Below are 23,681 nucleotides of genomic sequence, written 5' to 3'. Positions count from 1 at the left end.
TGGTGCCTTTGGCAGTTGACACTAATGCCAAGTGGATGGATAGAAAATATGTTTCGTGGGAAAATTTGGAACATGATTGTGAAGTTGATGAGGAATTTACAGAAAATTTTTGACGCTATCAGAACATCAGAAGAGAGAATAAAATTTTAATGAAAAATTAGAGACCATGGGATAACCTGTAGCTGGAGTGATATTTAGAGTATATTAGATCAATTTGTCTTTTAATTTGGTGAAACCCGTTTTAAAAAATTTGAATTTACCATGAAATACTTATATTAAAATTTCCAGGGTTATCCCAAAATTTATTATATGTTATTTTATAGCCGTTTTGTTGTAGTTTTTTAATAATTAAAGAACGCATCATGTCTTGTTCTTGCCTATTTAATGGTTTTAATAAAGTTGCTATTTCTTTAGGAGCATTCATGAAAGTTATAGTTAAAGAATCATAATAACCTCCAGAAGCAATAGTTGAAATTTTTTTATTAAAAAATCGAATAAGACCATTATAAGCTTTTTTTCCATTTGGAGAAGTTAGAAGCTTTTTTTCCAATTTTCTAGTCTCTTTATTTGTGATTGCTCTGGCATCTTTAGCCTTTACTAAAGATGCAGCATTTGCAATACACAAACTACTTATTAATACAATTAAGAGATATTTTTTCATCTTTCTTCCTTACTGGCAGTTTAATGCATCTAGTTTTTTATACAAACTTATTTGCTGTAGTCCAGAGGACTTATCAATTTCTTGTTGTATTTTCTGACATTTTGCATCATGTTCCTTTTTCCTAATTAATGCAATTCTTATTTCTTGTTCCCGTTTTTCCTGCTCAAGCTTTTTTTGAAGTGCTATTTTTTGTTGTTTTTCTTCTTCAAGTTTTTTACGTTGTAGTGCTATTTTCTTTTGTTTTTCCTGCTCAAGTCTTTTTTGAAGTGCAATTTCTTTTTGTCTTTTTAGTATAAGCTCTTTTTGTACAGCAACTAAATCATTATCATTAACAGCAGCTAAAAACACTTCTTCATCAAATGATTTTACAACAGCAGCGCTCCCCGTTACAATATTTGTTCCAAGGCTTGCTACAGTACCAAAAACATTCACAATAGCACTCTCAACCCCATCGCCCACAGTCGTTGTATAAAAAGAGCTGTTACATTTAACATAATCATTCTTATCTGTAGAGAGCATCAACGAATGCTGGCATGTGATACTCTTGGTATTAAATATAGGGCTAAATCCCTGATCTGTAATCTTTACAACATCATATTTTTTATAATCTATACCCTTTAAACTTTTTAAAAGCTTTATATATTTGCCATCTTGAATCAGTGCATATGATAAGAAGACTCCTTTATTTGTAATTGTGGAAATAGTATTTGTAGCAGGTTTAGGTTCTTTATCTGCACAACCTGACACTAAAACAAATATTGCGATGATAGTTATATTTCTAATAAAATTCAATTAACTCTCCAAACAATTATGTTCTATAGAACATTTATTCAAAATTCTATCTACTATAAACTTATACAAAACTTTACCTATAGGACATATTATAAATTTAGTAGATTTTACAGATGAAGAATTAGAAATCTTTTATAAAACTATCGGTGAGAATGTCAGAAGAGAGCGTAAGAAAAAAAATGTTACTCAAATGCAGTTAGCACTTGCCATCGGGCATAATTCGGTGGGACATATTGCCAAAGCTGAACTGTACAAGTATGAAAAACATTTTAGTTTAGAACAGCTCTATAAAATTGCAAAAGTCTTAGAAATTAATCTCCACCAACTTATTCCCTAGTAGTTCTATAAGCTGCTTATTTTTATCTCACATTTTCCTTGAAATACTCTTTGTTTAAATCTTTCAACAAGTCTGATTCTAAAACCTTTTGAGCTTCAAATGTTGCATAGCTGTCCGGTCTTGGATCATTATGCATTTCAATTGTAAAACCAATTGCTCTATGGGTAACTTGACCGCCAGTTAAAGTGGCTTGTCTGCGCTCATAAATTATATGATCACAATGATTGTTATGGATATCTGCGGGTGCAAGACTTGTCATTACTTTAAAACTATTCTTGCCGCTATCACATGCATCATACGCTTCTTTTAAATTGTGCACATTACGATCATGATATTGTTCAATCAACTCTTTTGGTTCAATAATTGTAAAGTATTTATAGCCATTATCTATTGTAGTTTGTGCAGCAGTAGCAAAAGCATAAAGATAGTTGGTTCTAGTTATATTACCTACATTAATTAAACCTAGTGATGTGGAATCTTGATCAACCTTTATATATGCTATTGGCTTGTTTTGTGATTTTTTTCTCAATTTTTGTATAGTAATTTGCTTTAACAGAGCACCCTGAAAATACTACACTTCCTAAAATAACCGCCGATAGCAATACTGTTTTTTTTAACATTTTTTTCTCTCCTATTATTTTTGTAAATTGATTATAACAAATATGTCCGAAGCATGTAATAACCATTTTGCTGCAAAACTATAAAAGGTTTTTTCCCTAACCCCCTCTAATATTACTTCGTTTTGCAAAAAATCTGTACATTAAAGCTTCTATTTTGCTATATTTTTAATAAAAATTTGGAGTGTTGGAATGGCAATATTATTAGAGAAAGTTAAAGAAAAAAGAGTGAATTATCTGATGATAATTTTGCAAAACGCAGTGAGAGGGAATAAATAATATGAGTGAAATAAAACCATATTTTCATAATCATTATGACATAGTTTCTCTCTTTAGAGAAAAGGAAAATGTGACTGATTTTTTAATATTTTTTCTTGATGAAAGTGTTGAAATTTCTAAAAAAATAAAAGAGAGCGGTGAGAAAAAACCATATCCTTTGATATTTAACTCAAAGGGGTTTACGCTCTCTTTTGATTATCAGTATTATATCTATATATTGGCTAAATGGGTTGTAAAGAGAACAGGAGAGAATGCAGATTTTAAAAAAGTAATCAATGCTTTTGCAATACTTCAGAGCAACTCTAGCGCAAAGAATATCACTAAAACAAAGAGCAATAAAAAGAAGTTTTTATCTTTGTTTATGACAGAATTTATCGGCATATTAACGAATAGAAATAAGTTTCTTGATGGTAATCCAAACGAGAGAAAAGTTTATATTCAAACCTATCCTTCTTGGGTTGAAACACTTATAGAACACAGTGGAAATATATATGCTTTTAATCAGGTTATGATAGATAAAGTACAGGTTGAATATTATATTGATGATTATGAAATCAGGCTGAAGAATATGTTTGAGTATATTCATGAAAACGATATTGAGCAAGTTGCATTTGGGAAGAAAAATTGTGCATCTTATCTTCAGAAATTCAATCTGAAGAAAGAGTATTACTTCACAATAACCGATGAGTTTCTACACCATGATGTTGATTTGATTGGGAAGAATTTTAATGTTTAATGTTTTTTTAAGAATATATAGCTATTTTCTTATTGAAATAATATAAACCATAATTATATAAAGTTTATATAAACCATATATGGTTAAACGAGATTAATGTGCGCGCGAGGAATTTAAATGATAAAAACTTTAAATTTTAGATCGGAAATTTAAAGCCATAAATAAAAAATTACAAATTTTTAAATATATTTGAGCACTAATAATAGCCGTTATAGCGTTTTAACCTCTAATCTAATCAAAGGGTTAGGTAAAGAGAGTTTATTGGCGAGAGAGGTGTTTATGTGCTGATTTTGAGCAATTTTGGTTGGTACTCATATTATTCTGTAGTCTACTCTTATAATATTTTTCATAATATTGACAATTAGGCGGTATTCGCCTATAATATAAAAAATCAAATAGGTAGGTAGGATTATGACACAACAACAAATAAGTAAACTACTTGATATACCAGATAGAACGCTTAGAGATTGGAAGAAAAATAGACACAGACTTTATAATCTACTGGAATCCTTAGAGTATGATGAAGCAAAAGCAAAAATTAATGCGGTGGATATTCATGATGTAATTATATTTAATCCAAGAAAATATTCTCATAATCTTTTTTGGCAGACAAATGAGAAAAGTGAACAAAAAGTCTATGCTATTATCTCAAACTATCTCTCAACAATGAACAAAGATGATATACAAAAATTATGTGATGAATTTGGTAAAAATCTAGTTAAAAGTGTATTAAAAGATAAATACAAAATAATGTATGAAAAAGGATATATGGCTATTAGTGGAATAGATATACCGCTGAATGGAAAATATGAGGAAAATGAGATCTATAAAGAACTACTTGGTATGATCAATGACTGTTAATGTTAAACAGGTTTTAGAAAAAATATATAATAATGAAATATTTGATGATGAGTTGTACTTCACAGGTGGTACAGCTTTGGCTTATTATTTAAACCATAGAATTTCAGAAGATATTGATATAGTTTCACTCTCTAGTTTAAAGCATAAAATAATCATACCAAATATGAATTTACTAGGCGCTACAAAACTTCACGATGAAAATATAGCAGCTCTAAGAATGGCAGGACTATTTCCTGATGAGTATATGATGAAGTTTGTGTTAGATAATGTAAAAATAGAATTCTTTCAAGCTAACAGATCTATTCAGCGAGAGATTTTAAAAAATGCCACTTTTAAAAAATTTGAAAATTCAAAGCTTAAAATACTCGACGTTAAATCAGTTGCCAAATTAAAAATTATAGCACTGATAATGAGAGATAAACCAAGAGACTTATTTGACTTTGGAGTTATTTTAGAACATAACATACTTACACAAGATGAGGTTGTTGATTTATTCTTAAAAGTTAATAGTAAAATGTCTTCTATGAACAAGATCGTTACTTTCCTTCAATCCAAAAAAGAGCCTAAAGATGACGAAGCAGTTTATTCAAGTGAGACCGATAGGGTTGATTTGAGTTTTGAGGAAATAAAATTAAAAGTTTTTGAGCAGATGATATAATACTCTATTTTATTATAGTGGTCTAAAAAACAAACAAATTTTTTAAAGTACATAATATGCAAAAGAATTAAAAGAGAGGGGGGGGGGTTTTTTAATGAGTTTTACAAATACAGCATCGTTTATATGGTCGGTGGCAGATCTGCTTCGAGGAGACTATAAACAGTCCGATTATGGAAAGGTGATTTTACCTTTTACTCTGCTTCGCCGACTTGAGTGTGTGCTAGAGCCAACGCGTAAGGCAGTTTTGGATGAGTATGAAGCAAGAAAAGATTTAGGGATCCCATTAGAAGTATTTTTGACTAAGAAATCTGGACAGAGCTTTTATAACACCTCTAAATTTTCCCTTAATACTCTCTTAGCAGATCCTACTAACTTAAAAGCTAATCTTGAACACTATATCGCTGATTTTTCAGCTAATGCGCGAGAGATATTTGAAAAGTATAAGTTTCATGAGCAGTTAGAGTATCTTGATGAATCAAACCTGCTTTATCAGATAGTACAAAAGTTTGCCAATGTTGATCTACACCCAGACACCATCTCTAACCATGAAATGGGGCTTGTGTTTGAAGAGCTCATTCGCCGTTTTGCAGAGGCTTCCAATGAGACAGCAGGAGAGCACTTTACCCCAAGAGACATTGTACGCCTTACCACTGCACTGCTTTTCATCGGTGATGATGCGGTACTTACAAAAGCGGGAGTGGTGCGAAGTTTGTATGACCCGACCGCTGGAACAGGAGGGTTTTTAACAAGTGGGAGTGAGTATGTCCATGAGCTTAACCCCGATGCAAAGCTTGTAACCTTCGGACAGGAACTCAACCCCGAATCGTATGCAATATGTCGTGCCGATATGCTCATCAAAGGGCAGGCAGTAGAGAACATCAAATATGGAAATACCCTCAGTGATGATCAACTCCCTTTAGAGAAATTTGACTATATGCTCTCCAATCCTCCTTTTGGTGTTGAGTGGAAAAAGGTTGAAAAGGTCATAAAAGATGAGCATAAGCTAAAAGGTTACAATGGCCGTTTTGGCCCAGGGCTGCCTCGTGTGAGTGATGGCTCACTCCTTTTTTTGTTGCACCTTATCTCTAAAATGCGTCCAGTGGACGAGGGTGGAAGTCGTATAGGTATTATCTTAAACGGTTCACCTCTGTTTACGGGAGGTGCTGGAAGTGGTGAGAGTGAGATACGCCGCTATGTTTTAGAAAATGACCTTGTTGAAGCGATAGTTGCTATGCCTAATGATATGTTTTTTAACACAGGTATCGCCACATACATTTGGATACTCTCTAACCATAAAGATGCATCAAGAAAAAATAAAGTAGCGCTCATAAATGCAAGCAACATGGGTGAGTCTATGCGAAAATCACTTGGAAGTAAACGAAAGTTTCTAAGTGAAGAAAGCATAGAGGAGATAACCCGTATCTATGGAGGGTTTGAGGGCTCAAAAGTGTGTAAAATCTTTGATACAAAAGAGTTTGGATACCGTCGCATTACAGTTGAGCGACCCTTGCAGCTGAGCTTTTTCCCACATGATAAAGAGAGGTTGGAATCGCTACAAACGGATAAAGCTTTTAAAAAGTTAGATGAGGCTTTACAAAGTGAGATTTTAGAAGCACTCAAAAATATAGAAGCAGATAAAATAAGTTCACGCAATGAGTTTATAGAGCTTTTAGGTGTTAAACTCACAGCCTCACAGCTAAAACTCTTACAAAAACATCTAAGTGAGCATGATGATGAGGCAGAGTTGTGTAGAGATAAAAAAGGTAATTTAGAGCTAAATCCAGAGCTTAGAGACTATGAGAATGTTCCACTAAGAGAGGATATCTATGAGTATTTTGAGCGAGAAGTAAAACCTCATGTACCACTGGCTTGGATAGATGAGAAAAAATGTGATGCAAAAGATGGCAAAGTAGGTATAGTCGGGTATGAAATACCATTTAACAGGTACTTTTACGAGTACAAGCCGCCACGAGCATTAGAAGAGATAGATGCAGAACTTGAAATACTCACTAAAGAGATAATGGAGATGCTTCGTGAGATATAGAGAGGTGATATTGCACTACTTAAGAAACCATTTACCGTATACGGTGTATACTTTCAGTAAGAATACTCCTCAAGCCTCTTTACAATGCTCACCCCGAGGAGTTGACCTATGAACGATTCTTCCAAAATCACTTTTTCAAAGCCCTTTTTAACAATATCCCAACAAATAGCACAATTAAAATCTCGTGGTATGCTTTTTGATAATGAAGAAAAAGCAGCACATTATCTTGAAAATTTAAACTATTATAGATTGAGTGGATATTGGTTGATATTTGAAAAAGACCATGCTACACATGAGTTTAAAGAGGGTACTACCTTTACTAGAGTGATAGATCATTATGTTTTTGATAGAGAATTACGACTGCTTATGCTTGATGCCATAGAGCGGATTGAAGTTTCTGTCCGTAGTAGATTAGCTTATGAACTCTCTCAAAAATATGGTTCGCATCCACACCTTAACTGTGATATTTTTCATCCTATAACGGCATATACAAAAACACTAACAAAATTAAAAAGTGAAATAGATAGAGGCAAAGAGCCTTTTTTAAAACACTTTAAAGATAAATATCGTGAAGATTTGCCACCACTATGGGCAAGTGTAGAGTTAATGTCACTCGGTCAAGTCTCAAATTGGTTTAGCTGTATAAAGCACAGACAAGATAGACAACTCATAGCAAAACATTATGACTTGGATGAAACAATTTTAGTATCTTTTTTACATCACCTTACCATCATACGAAACATTTGTGCACATCATGGAGTTTTATGGAATAAAACATTAACAGTAGAGCTTAAAATACCAAAAAAATATGAATCCAACTATAATACAGTACAGAGAAAAAAGCTATATAATACATTTGTAATGACAGAGCATCTGCTAAGCATTATCTCTCCAACAAATAGTTGGTCACAGAAGTTACTGGAGCTTATAAGCAAGTATGAGATAGACACTTCCATGATGGGGTATAAAGATGTATAAATATAAACCATATCCGAAATATAAAGATAGTGGGGTTGAATGGTTGGGGGAAGTTCCTAGTTTATGGGATACTATTCAATTCAGAAGAATAACAAGTTTGCAACAGGGGTTACAAATATCTCAAGAAAGTAGATTTCCTGAAGGTAATGATACAACAATAGAATACATTACCATTAAAGCATTGCATGCAGGTAACGAACGAAAGAACAAAGAATATATTAACAAGCCGTCTATCCGAGTTCAATGTGATATAGATGATGTTCTTTTGGCGAGAACAGGAGCAACAGGAGAAGTAGTTACTAATGTTAAAGGTGTTTTTCATAACAATTTCTTTAAGATAAATTATGATAGAAAAAGAATATTAAGAAACTACCTTGTTTATCTGTTGAAGGTAAAAGAGTTGAAAAATCATCTTTTAATGTTAGCTGGTACTACAACAATTCCAGACCTTAATCATGGTGCATTTCTGGGAACAGTAATTCCACTACCATCATTAGAGAAACAACAAATCATAACCAACTATCTCGACAAAGCCACAGCAAAAATAGACACCCTCATCCAAAAGCAGACAAAACTCATAGAGCTTCTGCGTGAGAAACGCCAAGCCCTCATCTCTACAGCCGTAACGCGTGGATTCGATAGCAGTGTAGCGATGAAAGATAGTGGGGTTGAGTGGTTAGGGGAGATTCCTGAGCATTGGGATACCCATAGAATTGATTGGGTCAATACAATTGTTAGAGGAAATACAGGTTTCAATAAAGATGAGTTACTCGACAATGGAAAGTATGTAGCCTTACAATATGGAAAGACATATAAAGTTGATGAAGTTAATGAAACATTCAAATTTTATGTAAATGATGAATTTTACAAATTAAGTCAAGTCGTGCATCATGGCGATACAATTCTTATATCAACCTCTGAAACTGTTGAGGATTTAGGACACTCTTGTTTTTACAATAGAGATGATTTAGGGCTAATAGGTGGAGAACAAATCTTATTGAAACCAAATACTAAATTAGTATTTGAAAAATATTTATATTACTGTTCAAAAATATTCTCCAGTGAACTAAAAAAATATTCTACAGGTTTAAAAGTATTTAGATTTAATATTGATGATTTGAAAAATATATTTATTTCACTACCTTCATTACAAGAACAAGAAGAAATTGCAAATTATATAGACGACAAAACATCAAAAATAGACATCCTCATCACCAAAGCTACCAAAGCGATAGAACTCCTAAAAGAGAGAAGAACAGTACTGATTAGTGCTGTAGTTACTGGAAAAATTGATGTGAGATAGTTTAATGAGTAAAGTATGTAATATAGAGGGTTATGCTAAATGCCCGTTACCAGCACATAAACATCATGATGAATGCATATTACATTGTTCTAAAGAAGATGCTCAATATGATTATCATAAGGCATGGGAAGATTTAGATCTATTTAAAAAAGAACTTTTAAATTATATTTTAGATGCTCTTTTTTCTTATAAAAAAGAGGATGAAAAACTCAATAGAGAAAATGTATCTGCTTATTTAAGAGATGAACTACCTATTGATGAATCTTTAGAAGCAAAAATAAAAGATGTAACAGTAGTATTTAATCATATTGCTTTTCCTGTGTATGATGAGAGAGACAGTTTTAACTATATTCCGATATTGCAAAAATTAGGGAAAATTCACTTTAATTATTGTAAATTTTATGTAGCATGGATGGAGCTACCAGAGGTAGAAGTGTATTTTCAAGATTGTGAGTTTTATGACTGTTGGAACTTACAAAATTATGCAATGCTTGAAAATGTAGATAATGTAATCTATCAAGGGTGTGATTTTCAAGATAGCGTAAGTTATGCAAGTGGTGAGGAGAATATTTACTTAGATTATTCTCAATTTATGGATTGTTCTTTTTCAGAGCTTGAGTTTGCAAACAGTGTTTTTAAGAAGCCTTTATTTCAAAACAGTACTCATTTTAAGGGAAGTAGTATAGAAAAACTTTCCTTTCAAAAATGCACACACGAAGCAGAGTTTACTTTTAAACAGATTGAGATAGAATACTTTGACATTAACAAGTGTGTCTTTAAGAGTAAATTTGAGATGGAAAAAGTGACTACCCACGAGACGAGAATCATGTATAGCTCTTTTGAATCAATTTTGGAATTATTAAATTGTACTTTTGCTGAGTTTTTTATGTATAAAACTACTTGTGATGCCTTTGCCAGTTTTGAGTTTTCAAAGTTTGGTTCTTTTAATCGCAAAGAAGCTGCAAGTGTTAAGTTTGAGTATGTAACTTTTAGAGACTTTGTAAATTTCAGAAGTGTTATCTTTAATGGAGGTTTGCAACTCAGCAGAGCATATTTTAAAGAGTATCCAAACTTTTTATATGCAGATATTAACAGTGACAATACTGATGTAGAGACCTTTAGGATTATAAAACACTCATTTGATAAGGTTGGTAATACGACTGAAGCAAACAGATATTTTGCATTGGAGATGGATAAGCAAAAGAAAGAGACTTCATTTTGGAATCATCCTGAGAAAAAGATCATTTTATTTTTAAATAGAATATTTTCAGATTATGGGCAAAGTTATTTATTGCCATTTGTATGGTTATGTATACTTACAATAGCATATGCACTAACACTGGATTTTGCAGAAACTTTTACAATAAAGGAGTTCTTTCCAAACAATTATCAACAAATTCAGAGTATAATTAATAATATGAATCATTTTGCTAAAAATATTATCCCCTACCAAAAATTTTTAAAGGAAGGTATGGAGTTTGTTAGTTTAATATTTTTATTGTTCTACACAGTTTTTATCTATCATTTTATAGTGGCTGTTAAAAGACGAACGAAGAGATAAGGGATAGAAATGCCAAATTTTGAAGATACAGAACCATTATTAAGTGCTAATACAAGGGAATATGTTGGTGATACTGTATTTTCGAATGATAAACTAGATAGAAGAAGATTGGCGGAACAACTTACAGGATACTTAGAGCGATTAAGTGATGGTTCAGTTTTGGCTATTGATGCTCCTTGGGGTGAAGGGAAGACTTGGTTTGGGAAAAACTGGAATAAACATTTACAAGATTTAGGGCATAAGACAATTTATATTGATGCATTTGAACAAGATTATATAGAAGATCCTTTTGTTCTTTTGAGTTCTGAAATTTTAGAGTTGATTGAAGAAGACTCCCTACAGGATAATCTTAAAAAAAATAGTATTGCCGTTGCAAAAGCTTTGCTCCCAACAATAGGAAAGATAGCTATTAATGCAGGTGGAAAATTTTTACTAGGAACAACAAATATTTCAGATGAAATCCGAGAAGTTGCTAAAACTGGAACTTCTCATTTTGCTGAATTAGCAAGTAGTCTTATAGAAGATAATTTAGAGTCATATTCTCAAGATAAAGTAGCGATGAAAGAGTTCAAAAAAAACTTGGCTGACTTTGCAAATATACAAGATAAACCTATAGTGATTTTTATTGATGAACTAGACAGGTGTAAACCAGACTTTGCAGTTAATGTAATTGAAAGAGTTAAACATTTTTTTGATGTCCCTAATGTTATTTTTGTTTTATTGCTCAATAGAGAGCAACTAGAAAAGGCTGTCAAAGGAGTATATGGCCTTGAAACTGATGCTAGTGCATATTTGGGTAAGTTCGTTAATTTCTTTTTTACTCTACCTAAGCCTATAATAGATGGATTAAATAGTGAACATAAATTGAATGCATTCATCCATCTAACAATGCAAAAGTATAAATTTAAACGACAAGGCGATGAGCATGACGCTTTTATTAATCATTTGAAAATATGGGTAAAATATTTTAATATGTCATTAAGAGATATTGAAAAAGCAGTTGCATTGTATGCTTTTGCAAATAATTCTAATGTAATGCTAGTATATTTAATATCTTTAAAACTTATGAAACCAAGACTATATAAAAAAATTGTTCTGGATGATATAAAGGCACATCAAGAGGCAAAAGAAATTCTCGAAAAGTTCTTACATAATGATGAAAATAGTAGCTATTTAAAGCTTTATATCCAATGGCATGAAGCGTATATAAATAAATGGACTAATCTTGGAGAAAGATTTAAGGAGGTTTTGCAATCTTTTCATAGATATTCTTATAATCCAGATTTACTATTATCCGAACTTGCAAAAACAATAGACTTGAGTATAGAATGATGCAAAAAACATATAACACCATCAACCAAAACCAACTTCGTATAAAAGGGAGCCTATCAAAAAACATAGAGAAAAAAAGAGTAGTTTTTGATATGGAATCAACTATTGAAGAGTGGTTCGAAAAATTAGATAAGATAAACAAAGATTTACTTCATGCTCTGCAAGATAAAATAAACCCACTCCTTAACCAAAACTATGCGGATGAAAAAGAGGCGGATGGAAAAATATCGCATGCTTTTTGGTATTTGGGAAAAGAGATAGATAAGCTTATAAAAGTGTATGAAGATATAGAGTGTTTTTATGCTGATGATTTTAGCGAAGAACAAGAGGTAGTAGATGCCTTTGTTTGTATCTGTTCTGTAATGCTTAAAGAGTTGTTATTATTACATGTAAACATCAAAGATGCCCTGCAAAACACCCCAGAAGATGCAAAAATAGAGTATGCACCAGATATTCAAACCCAGATAGAGTTTATACAAAAATATCAAGCTCAATCTGCACAAACTTCAAGCACTTCTGATTGGCTACTACCATTAGCAGCTGCTTTTGGAGTTGGATTTATGTTGGGAGGGGAGTAAAAGTATGAGATGCTATCAATATCAAACAGATAGACTGGTAGAATTGGACTCTAAAGGGTTACAAGAAGATGAATGAAAAGAGATTTGATGTAATAAAAAAATTTATTTTAAAAAAAAGGTATGGGCATAAAAAAAGCCAGCCATAACAGAGTGACATAAAGTCCTCTGACAGAGGAGCTGGCGTTTGTGACAGTACAATTGTAACAGTATACGGCTTAAGAAATAATAAACATTTTGATGTTAAACAAGTTATAATAAAGCACGGAAGATGGGGAGAGATGATGAGTAAACACAAAGAGATAGTTTTTGAAGATGAGATAGTAGAGTATTTGACTTCACATGAGTGGCTACAAGGGGAATCAAGTGGATATGATAAAGAGTTGGCACTTTATAAAGAGGATCTCTTGTCCTACATTAAATCAACTCAGGCAGAGGCATACGAAAAATTTGCTTCTCGTAACAAAACCAATACCGATGAACTCTTTTGTCAATTTATAGCAAAAGAGTTAGATAAAAAAGGCTCTTTGTATTGTTTGAGACATGAACTTAAAAATATCAATGCCCGTTTTAAACTTACTCAATTTAAACCAGACCTTTACTCTCCTTTGCTCAATGAAAACTATGATAAAAATATTCTGCGCGTAGTGCGCCAGGTATATTATTCCACACAAAATAAAAACTCTATAGATTTGGTTCTATTTTTAAATGGTATCCCTTTGGCTACTGTAGAGCTAAAAACGGACTTTACCCAAAATGTGCATGATGCTATCAACCAGTACAAACGCGACAGGCTCCCAAAAGGTGAAAAGCTCTTAGAGTTTAACAAGCGTACATTAGTACATTTTGCAGTGAGTACCGATGAAGTTTACATGACAACAAAACTCGATGGACAAAAAACATTTTTCTTACCGTTTAATAAAGGCAAGGATGGTGGAGCAGGTAATCCACCAAACCCAAACGGTTACGCAACATCGTATCTTTGGGAAGAGATTTTTTCTAAAGATGTATGGCTGAATATCTTTGCGAAATATATCCATCTACAAGTAAAGTATGAAGAGGATTTTAGAGGAAGAAAGCAGAAAAAAGAGACACTCATTTTCCCTAGGTACCATCAGCTTGATGCTGTTTCAAAACTGCTTAACGATGCCAAAGAAAAAGGGTGTGGGCAAAAGTATCTCATACAACACAGTGCAGGGAGTGGAAAGTCCAACTCCATAGCATGGCTCTCCCATCAACTCTCATCTTTGCATAATGATGAAAACAGAAGAATTTTTGATAGTGTGATAGTGATTACCGATAGAACGGTGCTAGACTCCCAACTTCAAGAGACCATCTCACAGTTTGAACACAAAGAGGGAGTTGTAGTTCGCATCAATCGTGAGATGGGAGAAGGGAGCAAAAGCGAACAGCTGGCAAGTGCACTGGAGGGTGGAGCTGCAATTATCATTGTAACTATTCAGACTTTTCCATTTGTGCTTGATGCTATACGAAAAAGAGCAACACTCAAAGAGAGAAATTTTGCTATCATAGCAGATGAAGCACACTCAAGCCAGACAGGAAAAACAGCAAAGGAACTTAAAGAGGTATTGGCAGTTGAGCAGATAGATGAAGATGAAGAGCTAAGTGCTGAAGATATACTCACTGCAACCTTAGAAGCTAGGACAAACAATAAAAATCTAAGCTACTTTGCTTTTACTGCTACTCCAAAACCAAAAACCTTACAGATGTTTGGCACACTACCAAATCCAGACTTGCCACCGAGTAAGGATAATACTCCAGAGCCGTTTCATCTTTACACGATGCAACAAGCGATAGAGGAGGGCTTTATCCTTGATGTATTGGCATCATACACTACTTACGATATGGCATATAAACTTGCAACCAGTGAAAATAAAGAGGTCGATACAAAAAAAGCGAAAACTCGTCTTGCAAAATGGGTGCGACTGCACCCTTACAACATTGCTCAGAAAGTAGAAATTATTATAGAACATTTTAAAGAGCATATAGCACATCTACTTGATGGTAAAGCAAAAGCAATGGTAGTAACGAGTGGAAGAAAAGAGGCTGTTAGGTATAAACAGGCATTTGATGGCTACATACAAGAGCATGGTTATGAAAATTTGCGTGCCATGGTTGCATTTTCTGGCAAAGTGGAAGATGAAGGAGTGGAACATACAGAAGCTTCAATGAATCCAGAACTAAAAGGGCGTGATATGCGTGATGCCTTTGATAGTGATGATTATCAGGTGATGATAGTGGCAAATAAGTTTCAAACAGGATTTGATCAGCCAAAACTTTGTGCGATGTATGTCGATAAGAAACTCCAGGGTGTCGAGGCTGTACAGACACTCTCACGCCTTAATCGTACATACCCAAATAAGAGTCAAGTTTTTATACTTGATTTTTATAACAAAGCTGAAGATATAGAAGAAGCTTTTGCTCCATACTACAAAAAAACAACACTCAATGATGTGACTGATCCAAATATGATATTTGATTTACAACTCAAGCTTGAAAACTACCACATATTTACTCCACAGGAGGTAGAACAATTTGCATTTGCTTTTTTTGATCCAAATGGTACACAAGCAGCACGTAGTGCAGCAGTAAAACCAGCAGCAGATAGATTTAAAGGCAGATATAAAGAGGCTTTAGAGGAATTACAAGATGCTGGGGAGGCATTAGAGAGAGCAAAAGTAAATGGCGATAGCAGTGGTGAACATAATGCTGAGCTTGAAATTGGCAGAGCAAAAGAGAAAAAAGATGCACTAGAGCTGTTTAAAAAGGATTTAGGTACATTTGTAAGGATGTATGAGTTCTTATCGCAAATAGTTGATTATGAGGATGCTGAGCTCGAGAAACTGAGTGTGTATGCTAGAGGATTGCTGCCAAACCTAAAAGTACTTGATTTACAGGAAGATATTGATCTAAGTAGCGTTGAGATGACACACTTTTCACTCAAAAATAAAAAAGTGCAAAAAATTAATCTAAAAGATGGAACACTTGAGCCTGAAAACCCAGGTGAAGGAAAGTCAAAAGAGACAAAAACAGATCCTTTAAGTATGATTATAGAGAAAATGAATGAGCTCTTTTCTGGAGATCTCACAGACCAAGATAAAATAAACTATATTAACACTGTAAAAGACAAAGTGATGGAGAATGATGCTGTAATGCAACAACTTCAAACAAATTCAAAAGAACAAGCAATGCTTGGAGATTTTCCTGTAGCTGTAACAGATGCAATTATCGGTACAATGGATGTGCATAACACCTTGGCAACGCAAGTACTGAGCGAAGATAAGGTTCAACAAGGGTTTGCTAAATTGATACTTGATGTTATTTATAAAGAGATAAACATAGAAAGGGCAATGAAGATTTAATATTATGTCAAATATATAATAGTATACTATAAAAAAGGGTACTTGATTATGAATGAATTAATGCAGTTTTTAAAAGATGATACCAGAAGATTACTGGAAATTACTCAAGCAACATGGATAAAGAGAGTCTATACTGAAAATGGAATTCTTTTTGAGTGCGAAAATGCTAAAGAAGGTAAAGGAACCACACTCAATACTTATGATAAAAAAGCAGATGTACTGGAGTGGTACGAACAACTATGAGTATAACTTTTTCAAAAAAAGAAAAAGAAGCAACAAAAGCACTCTTTGAAAAAGCCAAAGAGAATGATTACAGTCGTTTAATAAATCGTATTAGAAATACAGAAATAAAAGACCCTACGGATGTTTGGAAATTAAGAGATATGTTAAATCTCGCAGCAAAAGAGTTTGACGCTAAATATGATTACAGATACTCCATTATGCTAGATAATTTTATAACTTTTCTTTTAGAAGATCTTATTTCTCTAAAAGACTTAGAGTTTCTTTCAAGTGAAAAATTTCAATATATAAAAAATAATATACAAAAAATTATTAGTTCATTAAGAGAGAAAAATTTGGGTGGTCTTGTAGTTAAAGAAGAGTTTATAAATATAGATAAGAAAGAGTTGCAAGTACCAATTCTTGATCAAATGGATACTTTTTTAAATGGTATAGATGAGAAAGGTCTAAAATTAACTACCAAAGGAAAGCTTCCGACAGCTTTGGTAAAAGAGATTAGTTTGGTTAATCCATCTTATGAGGATCAAAGATTTTTAAAGTTCACCAAACGCTTTATTGAAGATGAATCGATAAGTGCACAAAGAGCTAGAGTTTTAGCAAAAAATCTAAAACTTATAAAAACTTCTAAAAATAGACTCTTTCTTACCCAAAAAGCAAAAGCATATCAAGCACTTAAAGCGAGTGAAAAGTTTATTGTTCTGTTTGATAGCTTTTTATCACTTAATCTTGGTTACTTTGATGGGATGGATAATTTTGATTTGTTAAATGAGTTAGCACCGCTTTATCTGAATGCTATTGCGCAAGAGAAAAAAGAATATCGCAGTACTGCAAGCTATAATGATCTTTTTTTTAGTAAATATCCTCAATTAGAGATGTCAGTGCTTCTAGAACTTTTAAAAACTACAAATATCAGACTCCAGGATGGTGAGCTTTTAGATTCTCAAGAGATGATGCAAAAAGTTACAAAAAGAGAACTTGTCCATTATGTTGAGCTTCGATTGTTTAAACGATTCTTCGCACTCTTTGGGTTACTTGAAGAGAGAGGAGATAGATTTAACAAAGAGAAAAAAGAGTCTGAACCATACGAAGCACAAAAATCTTCCCTCTTAGAGAAATTTCTTAAGATAGAGGAACTTGCAAATAAAGATCATCTTCTTACTAAAAAATTGGTACATACACTCAAAAAAGATATTCAAGACAAAAATCTAGATATAAACACTCTATTTCATGACTTTGTATACCTTATGAGCACTTTAGCAAACCATCCATTTCCACCAACATCTCTTGTAGTAGAAGATATTATAAAGCAAAAGATGATAATAGGCACACAGGCTGAAAACCAAACAAAACTTTATACAACACTCTACGAAGGTTTAAAAACTGCTGTATTGCTTTTTACCCAATACGCAACTGCTTCACACAAAGAGCAACTTATGAAGCAGTTTCAAGAGTTTATCGAAGCAGTAGCTCTTTTAATAGACAGTAATAAAAAGCCATTTTTAATCTATAAAGAGTTTGAGGCTATTCCCCTCTTTTTATTAGAGCTTCTCTCCAAAGAGTATGGTGTAGATATCACAAAGGGTAATCCGGATGAAATAATTGAGCAACATTTTAATAAAGAGGTTGCTGAGGATATTGAGATGGTTTTTGGGCATTTGAGTGTGCTACAAAAAGAGTCTAAAAAACTCAAACGCACTACAAAAGATTTTAAACAACTCATTCAAGATACTGTCCGCTCTTATATCTTAGCAATTTTTTCACTCTATACTTACAAACTTGAAAACAGAATAATGCAAAATGATGAAAAACTACCAACTCCAAAAAATGATGGATTTTCAGAGAAGATATTTGAGTTTAAAATAACACTACTGGGTATTGATAATCCTACGATATATAGAACTATCCAAGTACCAAGTAATTTTACTTTTTATGATCTACACCTCGTTATACAAAACGCTTTTAACTGGGATGATGCACATCTTTTTGAATTTATAATCAAGAAAAAACTCATAGCAGATCATGAGGATGAGTTTGGGGAGGAAAATATTTTATCGGCAAGAGATATTCTTCTTGAAGATGAGTTCAAAAGAAAATCTCAAAAAGCTATTTATATCTATGATTTTGGAGATCATTGGGAACATGAGATAGTATTGCAAAAAAGTTTTCCACCAAAAGTAAGGCAGCAGTATCCTGTCTGTATCGATGCGCAGGGAAACACACCACCTGAAGATGTTGGTGGCGTATGGGGGTTTGAGGATTTTAAAAAGATAATGAGTGATAAAAATCATCCTGAATATTTAGAGATGAAAGAGTGGTGTGGTAGAGATTATGATCCAAATGAGTGCAGTATTGATGTAATCAATACAAAATTATAAACCATTAGTGTTTTGGATGATAATATGTATCATCCAAACATATTATGATAAAATACTTGTAAAGAGTATCAAATAAGGTTGCAAAATGATACAAATAAAATTAAAAACATACTTTATTGAAGCAAATAAACATATTGCGCTTATCATTGAATCTTTAGATGTTTTAACTCCATTATTGCCTGTAAAAGATTATGCAGAACTCAATCAACTCCAGAGATTTGCTTTAAATGCTCTTATTTTTCGCTTCTCAAAACTTCAAGATCTGCTAGGTGCTAAAGTTTTTAGAACATATCTTGAGTATAATGGTTTTAATACACAGGGTATTAGTTATTTCGAGATACTCAGGGAAATAGAAAAGGAGGGTATTGTTGATATTGATACTTGGGGAGAGTTGCGAGAGCTTAGAAATAAAATAGCTCATGACTATCCAGAAGAGTTAGATGAAATGGTAGAAAGTATTAATCTTTTTATAAATAGAAGTTCAATATTGGTAGATATAGCACAAAAAATGGAGCGAAGTTTTTATGAGATTGAACGAAAAAGAGATTAGTATTATAAAAGATACTATTTTTAATGAATTTGGCAATGCTCAAGTTTACCTTTTTGGAAGCAGACTAGATGATAGTAAAAAAGGTGGAGATATTGATTTGTTTATTATCTCAAATGAACATAATCTTTTAGAAAAGAAACTAAAAACTCTTGCCAAATTAAAAAGAGTTTTACATAAACCAGTAGACATAGTTTTACATAAAAATTTTGATAGGATTATAGAACAAGAAGCATTACGAGGGATAGGAATTTGATTACCTCCGCATAAAAGTAGCATAAATGAAATTAAAGATGACTGGATAGAAAAAATAACACAAATGCTTATTCTGGTATTGTTTGGGATGATGCTTGTTTATGAGTATAAATACAACATGTTGCTATCTGGAATAGTCCTGATAGGCTTTATTGTAATTGTTGTCAATAGTAACAAATATCCAAAAATCAACAACTTCATTGAGACTGTTTTTTAGTTATACAGTTTTTGTCAAATAGATTACGTCCATTGTATATTTGGTATTAAACTACGAAAAAACTCACGACTCCAAATATCCAAAACTCTATGATCAGAAATAAATCCTTCAATATCTCTTTTTGCTGCTGTAATATCTAAAGTATCAATACGTTGAGTTAGATATGCTTTGATATCGTCTTGAGTTAGATCTGGTTTTATAGAGATATTTTCCTTTGCCTGCCAAGGACAGTTTTGCTGTAGGCGTGCATTAAGGTGTTTAAGATCTAAAGAGTATCCTTGAGTGATATACCACACAAAGTCATACCAATCTCTCCCTTTTGGTCTATTAATCCAGTTTCTGCAAAGCAGTGCATGCATTTTACCTGCAAAGAGTGATGGAAGTGTCATTGTATTTACCATAAAAGGTGAGGGCGATAATAAAGTTATCTTTTCGCTTTGAAATTGTAATGGTGGATTTGTATCAACTTCAATTTTTATTTTTACCAATTTACCCCTACCAAAATAGTCAATAATGTTTTGTGGGGCTTGTATGTTGAGTAAATGTTGCATTGTATCACCTTTGATAAAAGCAGATTTAACATCATTCTCTTTTTGTTTTATTTGTATAGATACCTCAAATCCAAATGAGTGGAGAGTTTCAATCACAATATCTTCATAATGAGAAAGCTCAAAATTTAGATCTGATTCTATTAGAGAGAAATCAAGATCTTCTGAGAACCGATCAAGCCCATGTAATATACGAAGGGCGGTACCACCGTAAAAAACCGCATGTTCAAAAAAACCAGCGCGGTACAAGCCTAATAATACTATTTCTTGTAGAATCTCTCTTAAGGCTTCATAGGTGCTTTGAGATGTTGAAAGATCATATTTTTCTAACATTTTTATAATTGCAGGATGGGTTTTAGGCACTTCTCTTCCCTTTAGATATAACTTTTGCTACAGTATGTAAGATATTGGATCTATAAGCATCTGCAATCGTATCAATGAGTTTGGCATCAAGTGTTATGAGCATATTAAACTCTATACGCAGATCATCTTCAAGATAGTTTATTGCTTTTTCTATAGAGAGTCTTCCTATACCCCTATCATAACGGATCTTATCGCACAGTGCTTTTTCAGGTGTAGCTATGAATTGACCACCATTTTCCTGATCATAGAGCCAATCAATACCTAATGAATAAGCTCGAAGTGGTATAGACTTATAGCTAAATCGTCCAATTGGTGTTTCATATAATTTATTAGCACGCAAAGTGGCAGAAGTGATCTCATACACTCTTTCTGGTATTAAACCATAATAAGATAGAGCATAATCAAATGAAACATAAGATGGAGCGTAGAGCATATTTGCAGCAGATATAAGATTTACAGGTGATTGTCGATAATCATCTCCAAAAATATATATACCTTGTTTGAGACGGATAAGGTCACCTTTTTTTGTTAAATAGCTAATTTTTGCATTTACATTGTTTACTTGAGATTCTAAAACACTATAGAGCTGATCATGTGTAAAAACAGTGGTAGGAATATTTTTTTGTAATTGAATGGTATTCATAAAGAAAGTATAGCATAAATGTTAAATATATGATACTAAATACAAAATATTTATATTTACTATATAAAATAATTGATTAACATAAGGTATATTCTCTTGAAAATTATTCTGAGCCACATAAAAGTTATTACATATTATTTTAATATAACCCTTTTATATTGCAGAGGTTCTTCTTGCGTAATAGTGCCATCTGGTAATTGAAAAAAAGGTTGACCATTTTTGCTATAAACATTTGCTATACCTTTTTTTAGGTTTTTTTCTTGTGCATCTTTAGTAGCTTTAGCCGCTATCTTTAAAACCATGAGTTCAAATTCACTCATATTGTACATCCTTTAGAAAGTTGTTGTAAGTTATTTCATCGATAATCATTTGATTATTCGCAATCAATTCAAATTTATCATCCCCGTTATAAAACAGACTCCACTCATCCACAAGATCTTTATATAGGGAAAGAAATAAATTCTTACTTCGCATATATCTTCGTATGATATCTATTTCTGGCACATTATGCCCACCCGCTAAAACTCTATTTTTTACTCTTAATATATTTTCTAGACTATTATCTAAATACAAATAAATTAAGGAGATAAAAAAGCCTGCTTTTTGCGCTCTCCTGATGACTTTTTCAAGATATTTACCTGAGAGTGTTGTCTCAAGTATAAAAGAATCATGCTTTGATAATCTTTCATTCACTCTTTGAAAAAACATTTTTCCTGCAGTTATTTTGTATTTTTGTATATCTTGAGGGTCATATTCTTTTGCAATTTCATCCGCATTGATAAAATCTAAGCTTTTAACTTTTGCAAAATTAAGCGCAAATGTCGTTTTACCACTTCCATTTGCACCGGCTATAATGTAAAGTGTCTTTTATTTTTTATCCTTTACACTATACATAAATAGCTTCTTTGTCTATACATTTTTTTTAAATGAGAATCCATTTTTTATCATAATAAACTCTCCCTCTTTTCTTGGAACGATTATATCATATTTCATGAAATTAATGTCAAAGGAAAGTGCCTTTTCAACTCTTATCTGAATTTTCTATGATTTATAAGCAACTATTTTACATGAAAACATTGCTTGTAAAACTATTACACTTTCTGCAAAACTGTTATAATTGAATGAATTTCTAGAAAAATGATTATATTTCAGGAAATGCTTCGCGTAAAAGTCTCATCAATGTTTTCTTTTTATCGTGTTTTTCGACAATTTTCTGCATATATTCTTGACTGGAGGCATCTCCAAGCTTCTTAATTTTTTTGAGTGTTTTAACTACGGTTGGATAGTATTTTGTATTGGCGACTTTGAGTAGGCCGTCTATCTGTACTTTGTAGAGTTGGATGATAATCTCTGCATATTCATCGCATAAAAACTGTTCTACATCTTTAATGGTGTAGTAGTTGATATAACTTATACTTGGGAGCTTGTTTTGAATGAACTCTGCACACATCTCCTTGGCATCAAGAGCGATGAATTGATCTATCGCTTCATCAAATGACAAAGATTTTGCATTATTAAGGATGCGCATCTTCTCTTGCTTATAAAGTTCACCATTAAATCTATCTAAATAGCGTTTAAGAATGGTCGTACTATAAGTTTTTTCGTAGTAATCTCTAAGATGATTGGAAAGTGCTAACTGATCATCCCTTTTCTCATCACACCACAGAAGTGCTTTAAAATACTCCGATACACTATTTACAGGTATCTTTTGAATCATACTAAGATACTCCGAAGTTTTTATTTCATCTTCAACAGCTTTATACTCCAAAGCGATATCAAGCAGCTTGTAATCCTGAAGTCTCATCTCTTTTTTCTTGAGCGCTTCCACATAGAGTTCAGGGTTTTTGAGTAGTCGTGCGATGCTCTGGAGAATGTTCTCATAGGTATAACTTCCGAATTCTTCCTTGTGAGCTATATATTTTTCAAGAATCATATCGTAAAGTGTCGTTAAAACATCTTGCGGAGTCGATTCATCGAGGATGTCACGCATCCCATATCCTTCATGGATTAATAGCTCTTTTATCTCTTTGAGAAGTGTTTTTTCATCAAGATACTCTGGCGCATACTCTTTGTATAAATCTTGTGCATAATTATAGCTACATTGCACGCTTCCGCTGCTGTCATCACACCGTGCAAACACATTCTCATCGGTAAGAATCAGTTTTTTAAGAAATTTGAGTGCTACTCTTTTATCTTCTACAAGCTCTTTAATATCATCAACTATCAGTTCTATATCTTTTGCCAATTCAAACGAGTAGGTAGTGTAAAATAATTTCTGTAAATTCCAAATCAACTATGATTATAAAAAAGAAAAAGGATCATAGAAATGGAATTACAAGGAAAAAAGATAGAGTTTGATTTAGAGGAGTTTGTACC

At 32.7% G+C, this 23,681-nt stretch carries 24 protein-coding genes; 16 read left to right on the top strand and 8 right to left on the bottom strand.

What is annotated here, in order from left to right; translation table 11 throughout:
* Window positions 1-256 precede the first annotated feature (256 nt).
* Both MNY27_RS09950 and MNY27_RS09945 read right to left on the bottom strand, forming a co-directional pair.
* Window positions 257-661, bottom strand: coding sequence for a hypothetical protein (locus MNY27_RS09950; RefSeq protein ID WP_346392264.1), 405 nt, complete (start codon window positions 659-661; stop codon window positions 257-259).
* Window positions 662-670: 9 nt separating this feature from the next.
* Window positions 671-1,453, bottom strand: coding sequence for a hypothetical protein (locus tag MNY27_RS09945; protein ID WP_346392263.1), 783 nt, complete (start codon window positions 1,451-1,453; stop codon window positions 671-673).
* Between the two features lie 25 nt (window positions 1,454-1,478).
* On the opposite strand from MNY27_RS09945, the gene MNY27_RS09940 reads away from it, so the two are divergent.
* On the top strand, window positions 1,479-1,790 hold the full coding sequence (locus tag MNY27_RS09940; protein ID WP_346392266.1) for a helix-turn-helix transcriptional regulator: 312 nt from the start codon (window positions 1,479-1,481) through the stop codon (window positions 1,788-1,790).
* Between the two features lie 22 nt (window positions 1,791-1,812).
* Here MNY27_RS09940 and MNY27_RS09935 read toward each other — a convergent pair whose 3' ends face one another.
* Window positions 1,813-2,319, bottom strand: coding sequence for a hypothetical protein (locus MNY27_RS09935; protein ID WP_346392262.1), 507 nt, complete (start codon window positions 2,317-2,319; stop codon window positions 1,813-1,815).
* A gap of 368 nt (window positions 2,320-2,687) precedes the next feature.
* Here MNY27_RS09935 and MNY27_RS09930 point away from each other — a divergent pair, with 368 nt between their 5' ends.
* The 15 genes from MNY27_RS09930 to MNY27_RS09860 all read left to right on the top strand — a co-directional run bounded on the left by MNY27_RS09930 (window position 2,688) and on the right by MNY27_RS09860 (window position 19,751).
* Window positions 2,688-3,422: a hypothetical protein gene (locus tag MNY27_RS09930; RefSeq protein WP_346392261.1), complete on the top strand. Its 735-nt coding sequence runs from the start codon at window positions 2,688-2,690 to the stop codon at window positions 3,420-3,422.
* A gap of 411 nt (window positions 3,423-3,833) precedes the next feature.
* Window positions 3,834-4,283, top strand: a complete 450-nt coding sequence (locus tag MNY27_RS09925) for a hypothetical protein (protein ID WP_346392260.1) — start codon at window positions 3,834-3,836, stop codon at window positions 4,281-4,283.
* Window positions 4,273-4,941 (top strand): nucleotidyl transferase AbiEii/AbiGii toxin family protein, encoded by a 669-nt coding sequence (locus MNY27_RS09920; RefSeq protein WP_346392259.1) that lies wholly within the window; start codon window positions 4,273-4,275, stop codon window positions 4,939-4,941. The genes MNY27_RS09925 and MNY27_RS09920 overlap by 11 nt, the downstream gene beginning before the upstream one ends.
* 94 nt (window positions 4,942-5,035) lie before the next feature.
* Window positions 5,036-6,985: a class I SAM-dependent DNA methyltransferase gene (locus tag MNY27_RS09915; protein ID WP_346392258.1), complete on the top strand. Its 1,950-nt coding sequence runs from the start codon at window positions 5,036-5,038 to the stop codon at window positions 6,983-6,985.
* Between the two features lie 108 nt (window positions 6,986-7,093).
* The gene (locus MNY27_RS09910; protein WP_346392257.1) at window positions 7,094-7,963 is read left to right on the top strand and encodes an Abi family protein; all 870 of its coding nucleotides are present in this window, start codon (window positions 7,094-7,096) and stop codon (window positions 7,961-7,963) included.
* Window positions 7,956-9,266, top strand: a complete 1,311-nt coding sequence (locus MNY27_RS09905; RefSeq protein ID WP_346392256.1) for a restriction endonuclease subunit S — start codon at window positions 7,956-7,958, stop codon at window positions 9,264-9,266. The genes MNY27_RS09910 and MNY27_RS09905 overlap by 8 nt, the downstream gene beginning before the upstream one ends.
* Before the next feature lie 4 nt (window positions 9,267-9,270).
* Window positions 9,271-10,827 carry a hypothetical protein gene (locus MNY27_RS09900; RefSeq protein ID WP_346392255.1) on the top strand — a complete coding sequence of 519 codons (1,557 nt, stop codon included), beginning with the start codon at window positions 9,271-9,273 and terminating at the stop codon, window positions 10,825-10,827.
* Between the two features lie 9 nt (window positions 10,828-10,836).
* Window positions 10,837-12,159: a P-loop NTPase fold protein gene (locus MNY27_RS09895; RefSeq protein WP_346392254.1), complete on the top strand. Its 1,323-nt coding sequence runs from the start codon at window positions 10,837-10,839 to the stop codon at window positions 12,157-12,159.
* Window positions 12,156-12,737, top strand: coding sequence for a hypothetical protein (locus MNY27_RS09890; RefSeq protein WP_346392253.1), 582 nt, complete (start codon window positions 12,156-12,158; stop codon window positions 12,735-12,737). Before MNY27_RS09895 ends, MNY27_RS09890 begins: the two co-directional genes overlap by 4 nt.
* A 281-nt stretch (window positions 12,738-13,018) precedes the next feature.
* Window positions 13,019-16,117: a type I restriction endonuclease gene (locus MNY27_RS09885; protein WP_346392252.1), complete on the top strand. Its 3,099-nt coding sequence runs from the start codon at window positions 13,019-13,021 to the stop codon at window positions 16,115-16,117.
* 48 nt (window positions 16,118-16,165) lie between these two features.
* Window positions 16,166-16,360, top strand: a complete 195-nt coding sequence (locus MNY27_RS09880) for a hypothetical protein (protein ID WP_346392251.1) — start codon at window positions 16,166-16,168, stop codon at window positions 16,358-16,360.
* Window positions 16,357-18,732: a hypothetical protein gene (locus MNY27_RS09875; protein WP_346392250.1), complete on the top strand. Its 2,376-nt coding sequence runs from the start codon at window positions 16,357-16,359 to the stop codon at window positions 18,730-18,732. Before MNY27_RS09880 ends, MNY27_RS09875 begins: the two co-directional genes overlap by 4 nt.
* 85 nt (window positions 18,733-18,817) lie before the next feature.
* Entirely contained in the window at window positions 18,818-19,282 is a 465-nt protein-coding gene (locus MNY27_RS09870) for a hypothetical protein (RefSeq protein ID WP_346392249.1), read from the top strand.
* Window positions 19,257-19,535: a nucleotidyltransferase domain-containing protein gene (locus tag MNY27_RS09865; protein ID WP_346392248.1), complete on the top strand. Its 279-nt coding sequence runs from the start codon at window positions 19,257-19,259 to the stop codon at window positions 19,533-19,535. The genes MNY27_RS09870 and MNY27_RS09865 overlap by 26 nt, the downstream gene beginning before the upstream one ends.
* 63 nt (window positions 19,536-19,598) lie before the next feature.
* Window positions 19,599-19,751: a hypothetical protein gene (locus MNY27_RS09860; protein WP_346392247.1), complete on the top strand. Its 153-nt coding sequence runs from the start codon at window positions 19,599-19,601 to the stop codon at window positions 19,749-19,751.
* A 23-nt stretch (window positions 19,752-19,774) separates the two neighbouring features.
* Here the strand turns inward: MNY27_RS09860 and MNY27_RS09855 are convergent, their stop codons facing one another.
* The 5 genes from MNY27_RS09855 to MNY27_RS09835 all read right to left on the bottom strand — a co-directional run bounded on the left by MNY27_RS09855 (window position 19,775) and on the right by MNY27_RS09835 (window position 23,550).
* Window positions 19,775-20,662: a nucleotidyl transferase AbiEii/AbiGii toxin family protein gene (locus MNY27_RS09855; RefSeq protein ID WP_346392246.1), complete on the bottom strand. Its 888-nt coding sequence runs from the start codon at window positions 20,660-20,662 to the stop codon at window positions 19,775-19,777.
* On the bottom strand, window positions 20,655-21,305 hold the full coding sequence (locus tag MNY27_RS09850; protein WP_346392245.1) for a hypothetical protein: 651 nt from the start codon (window positions 21,303-21,305) through the stop codon (window positions 20,655-20,657). Before MNY27_RS09850 ends, MNY27_RS09855 begins: the two co-directional genes overlap by 8 nt.
* 134 nt (window positions 21,306-21,439) lie before the next feature.
* Entirely contained in the window at window positions 21,440-21,625 is a 186-nt protein-coding gene (locus tag MNY27_RS09845) for a hypothetical protein (protein ID WP_346392244.1), read from the bottom strand.
* Window positions 21,618-22,157: an AAA family ATPase gene (locus MNY27_RS09840; protein WP_346392265.1), complete on the bottom strand. Its 540-nt coding sequence runs from the start codon at window positions 22,155-22,157 to the stop codon at window positions 21,618-21,620. The genes MNY27_RS09845 and MNY27_RS09840 overlap by 8 nt, the downstream gene beginning before the upstream one ends.
* Before the next feature lie 289 nt (window positions 22,158-22,446).
* A complete protein-coding gene (locus tag MNY27_RS09835; protein ID WP_346392243.1) occupies window positions 22,447-23,550 on the bottom strand; it encodes a hypothetical protein in 1,104 nt (367 codons plus the stop codon).
* Window positions 23,551-23,681: the final 131 nt, after the last annotated feature.

Source organism: Sulfurimonas sp. NWX79 (genome assembly GCF_039667035.1).
In the GTDB taxonomy this organism is placed as follows: domain Bacteria; phylum Campylobacterota; class Campylobacteria; order Campylobacterales; family Sulfurimonadaceae; genus Sulfurimonas; species Sulfurimonas indica.
Note: the sequence above shows the minus strand (reverse complement) of the source record. Positions and strands in the feature narration are given on the sequence as shown.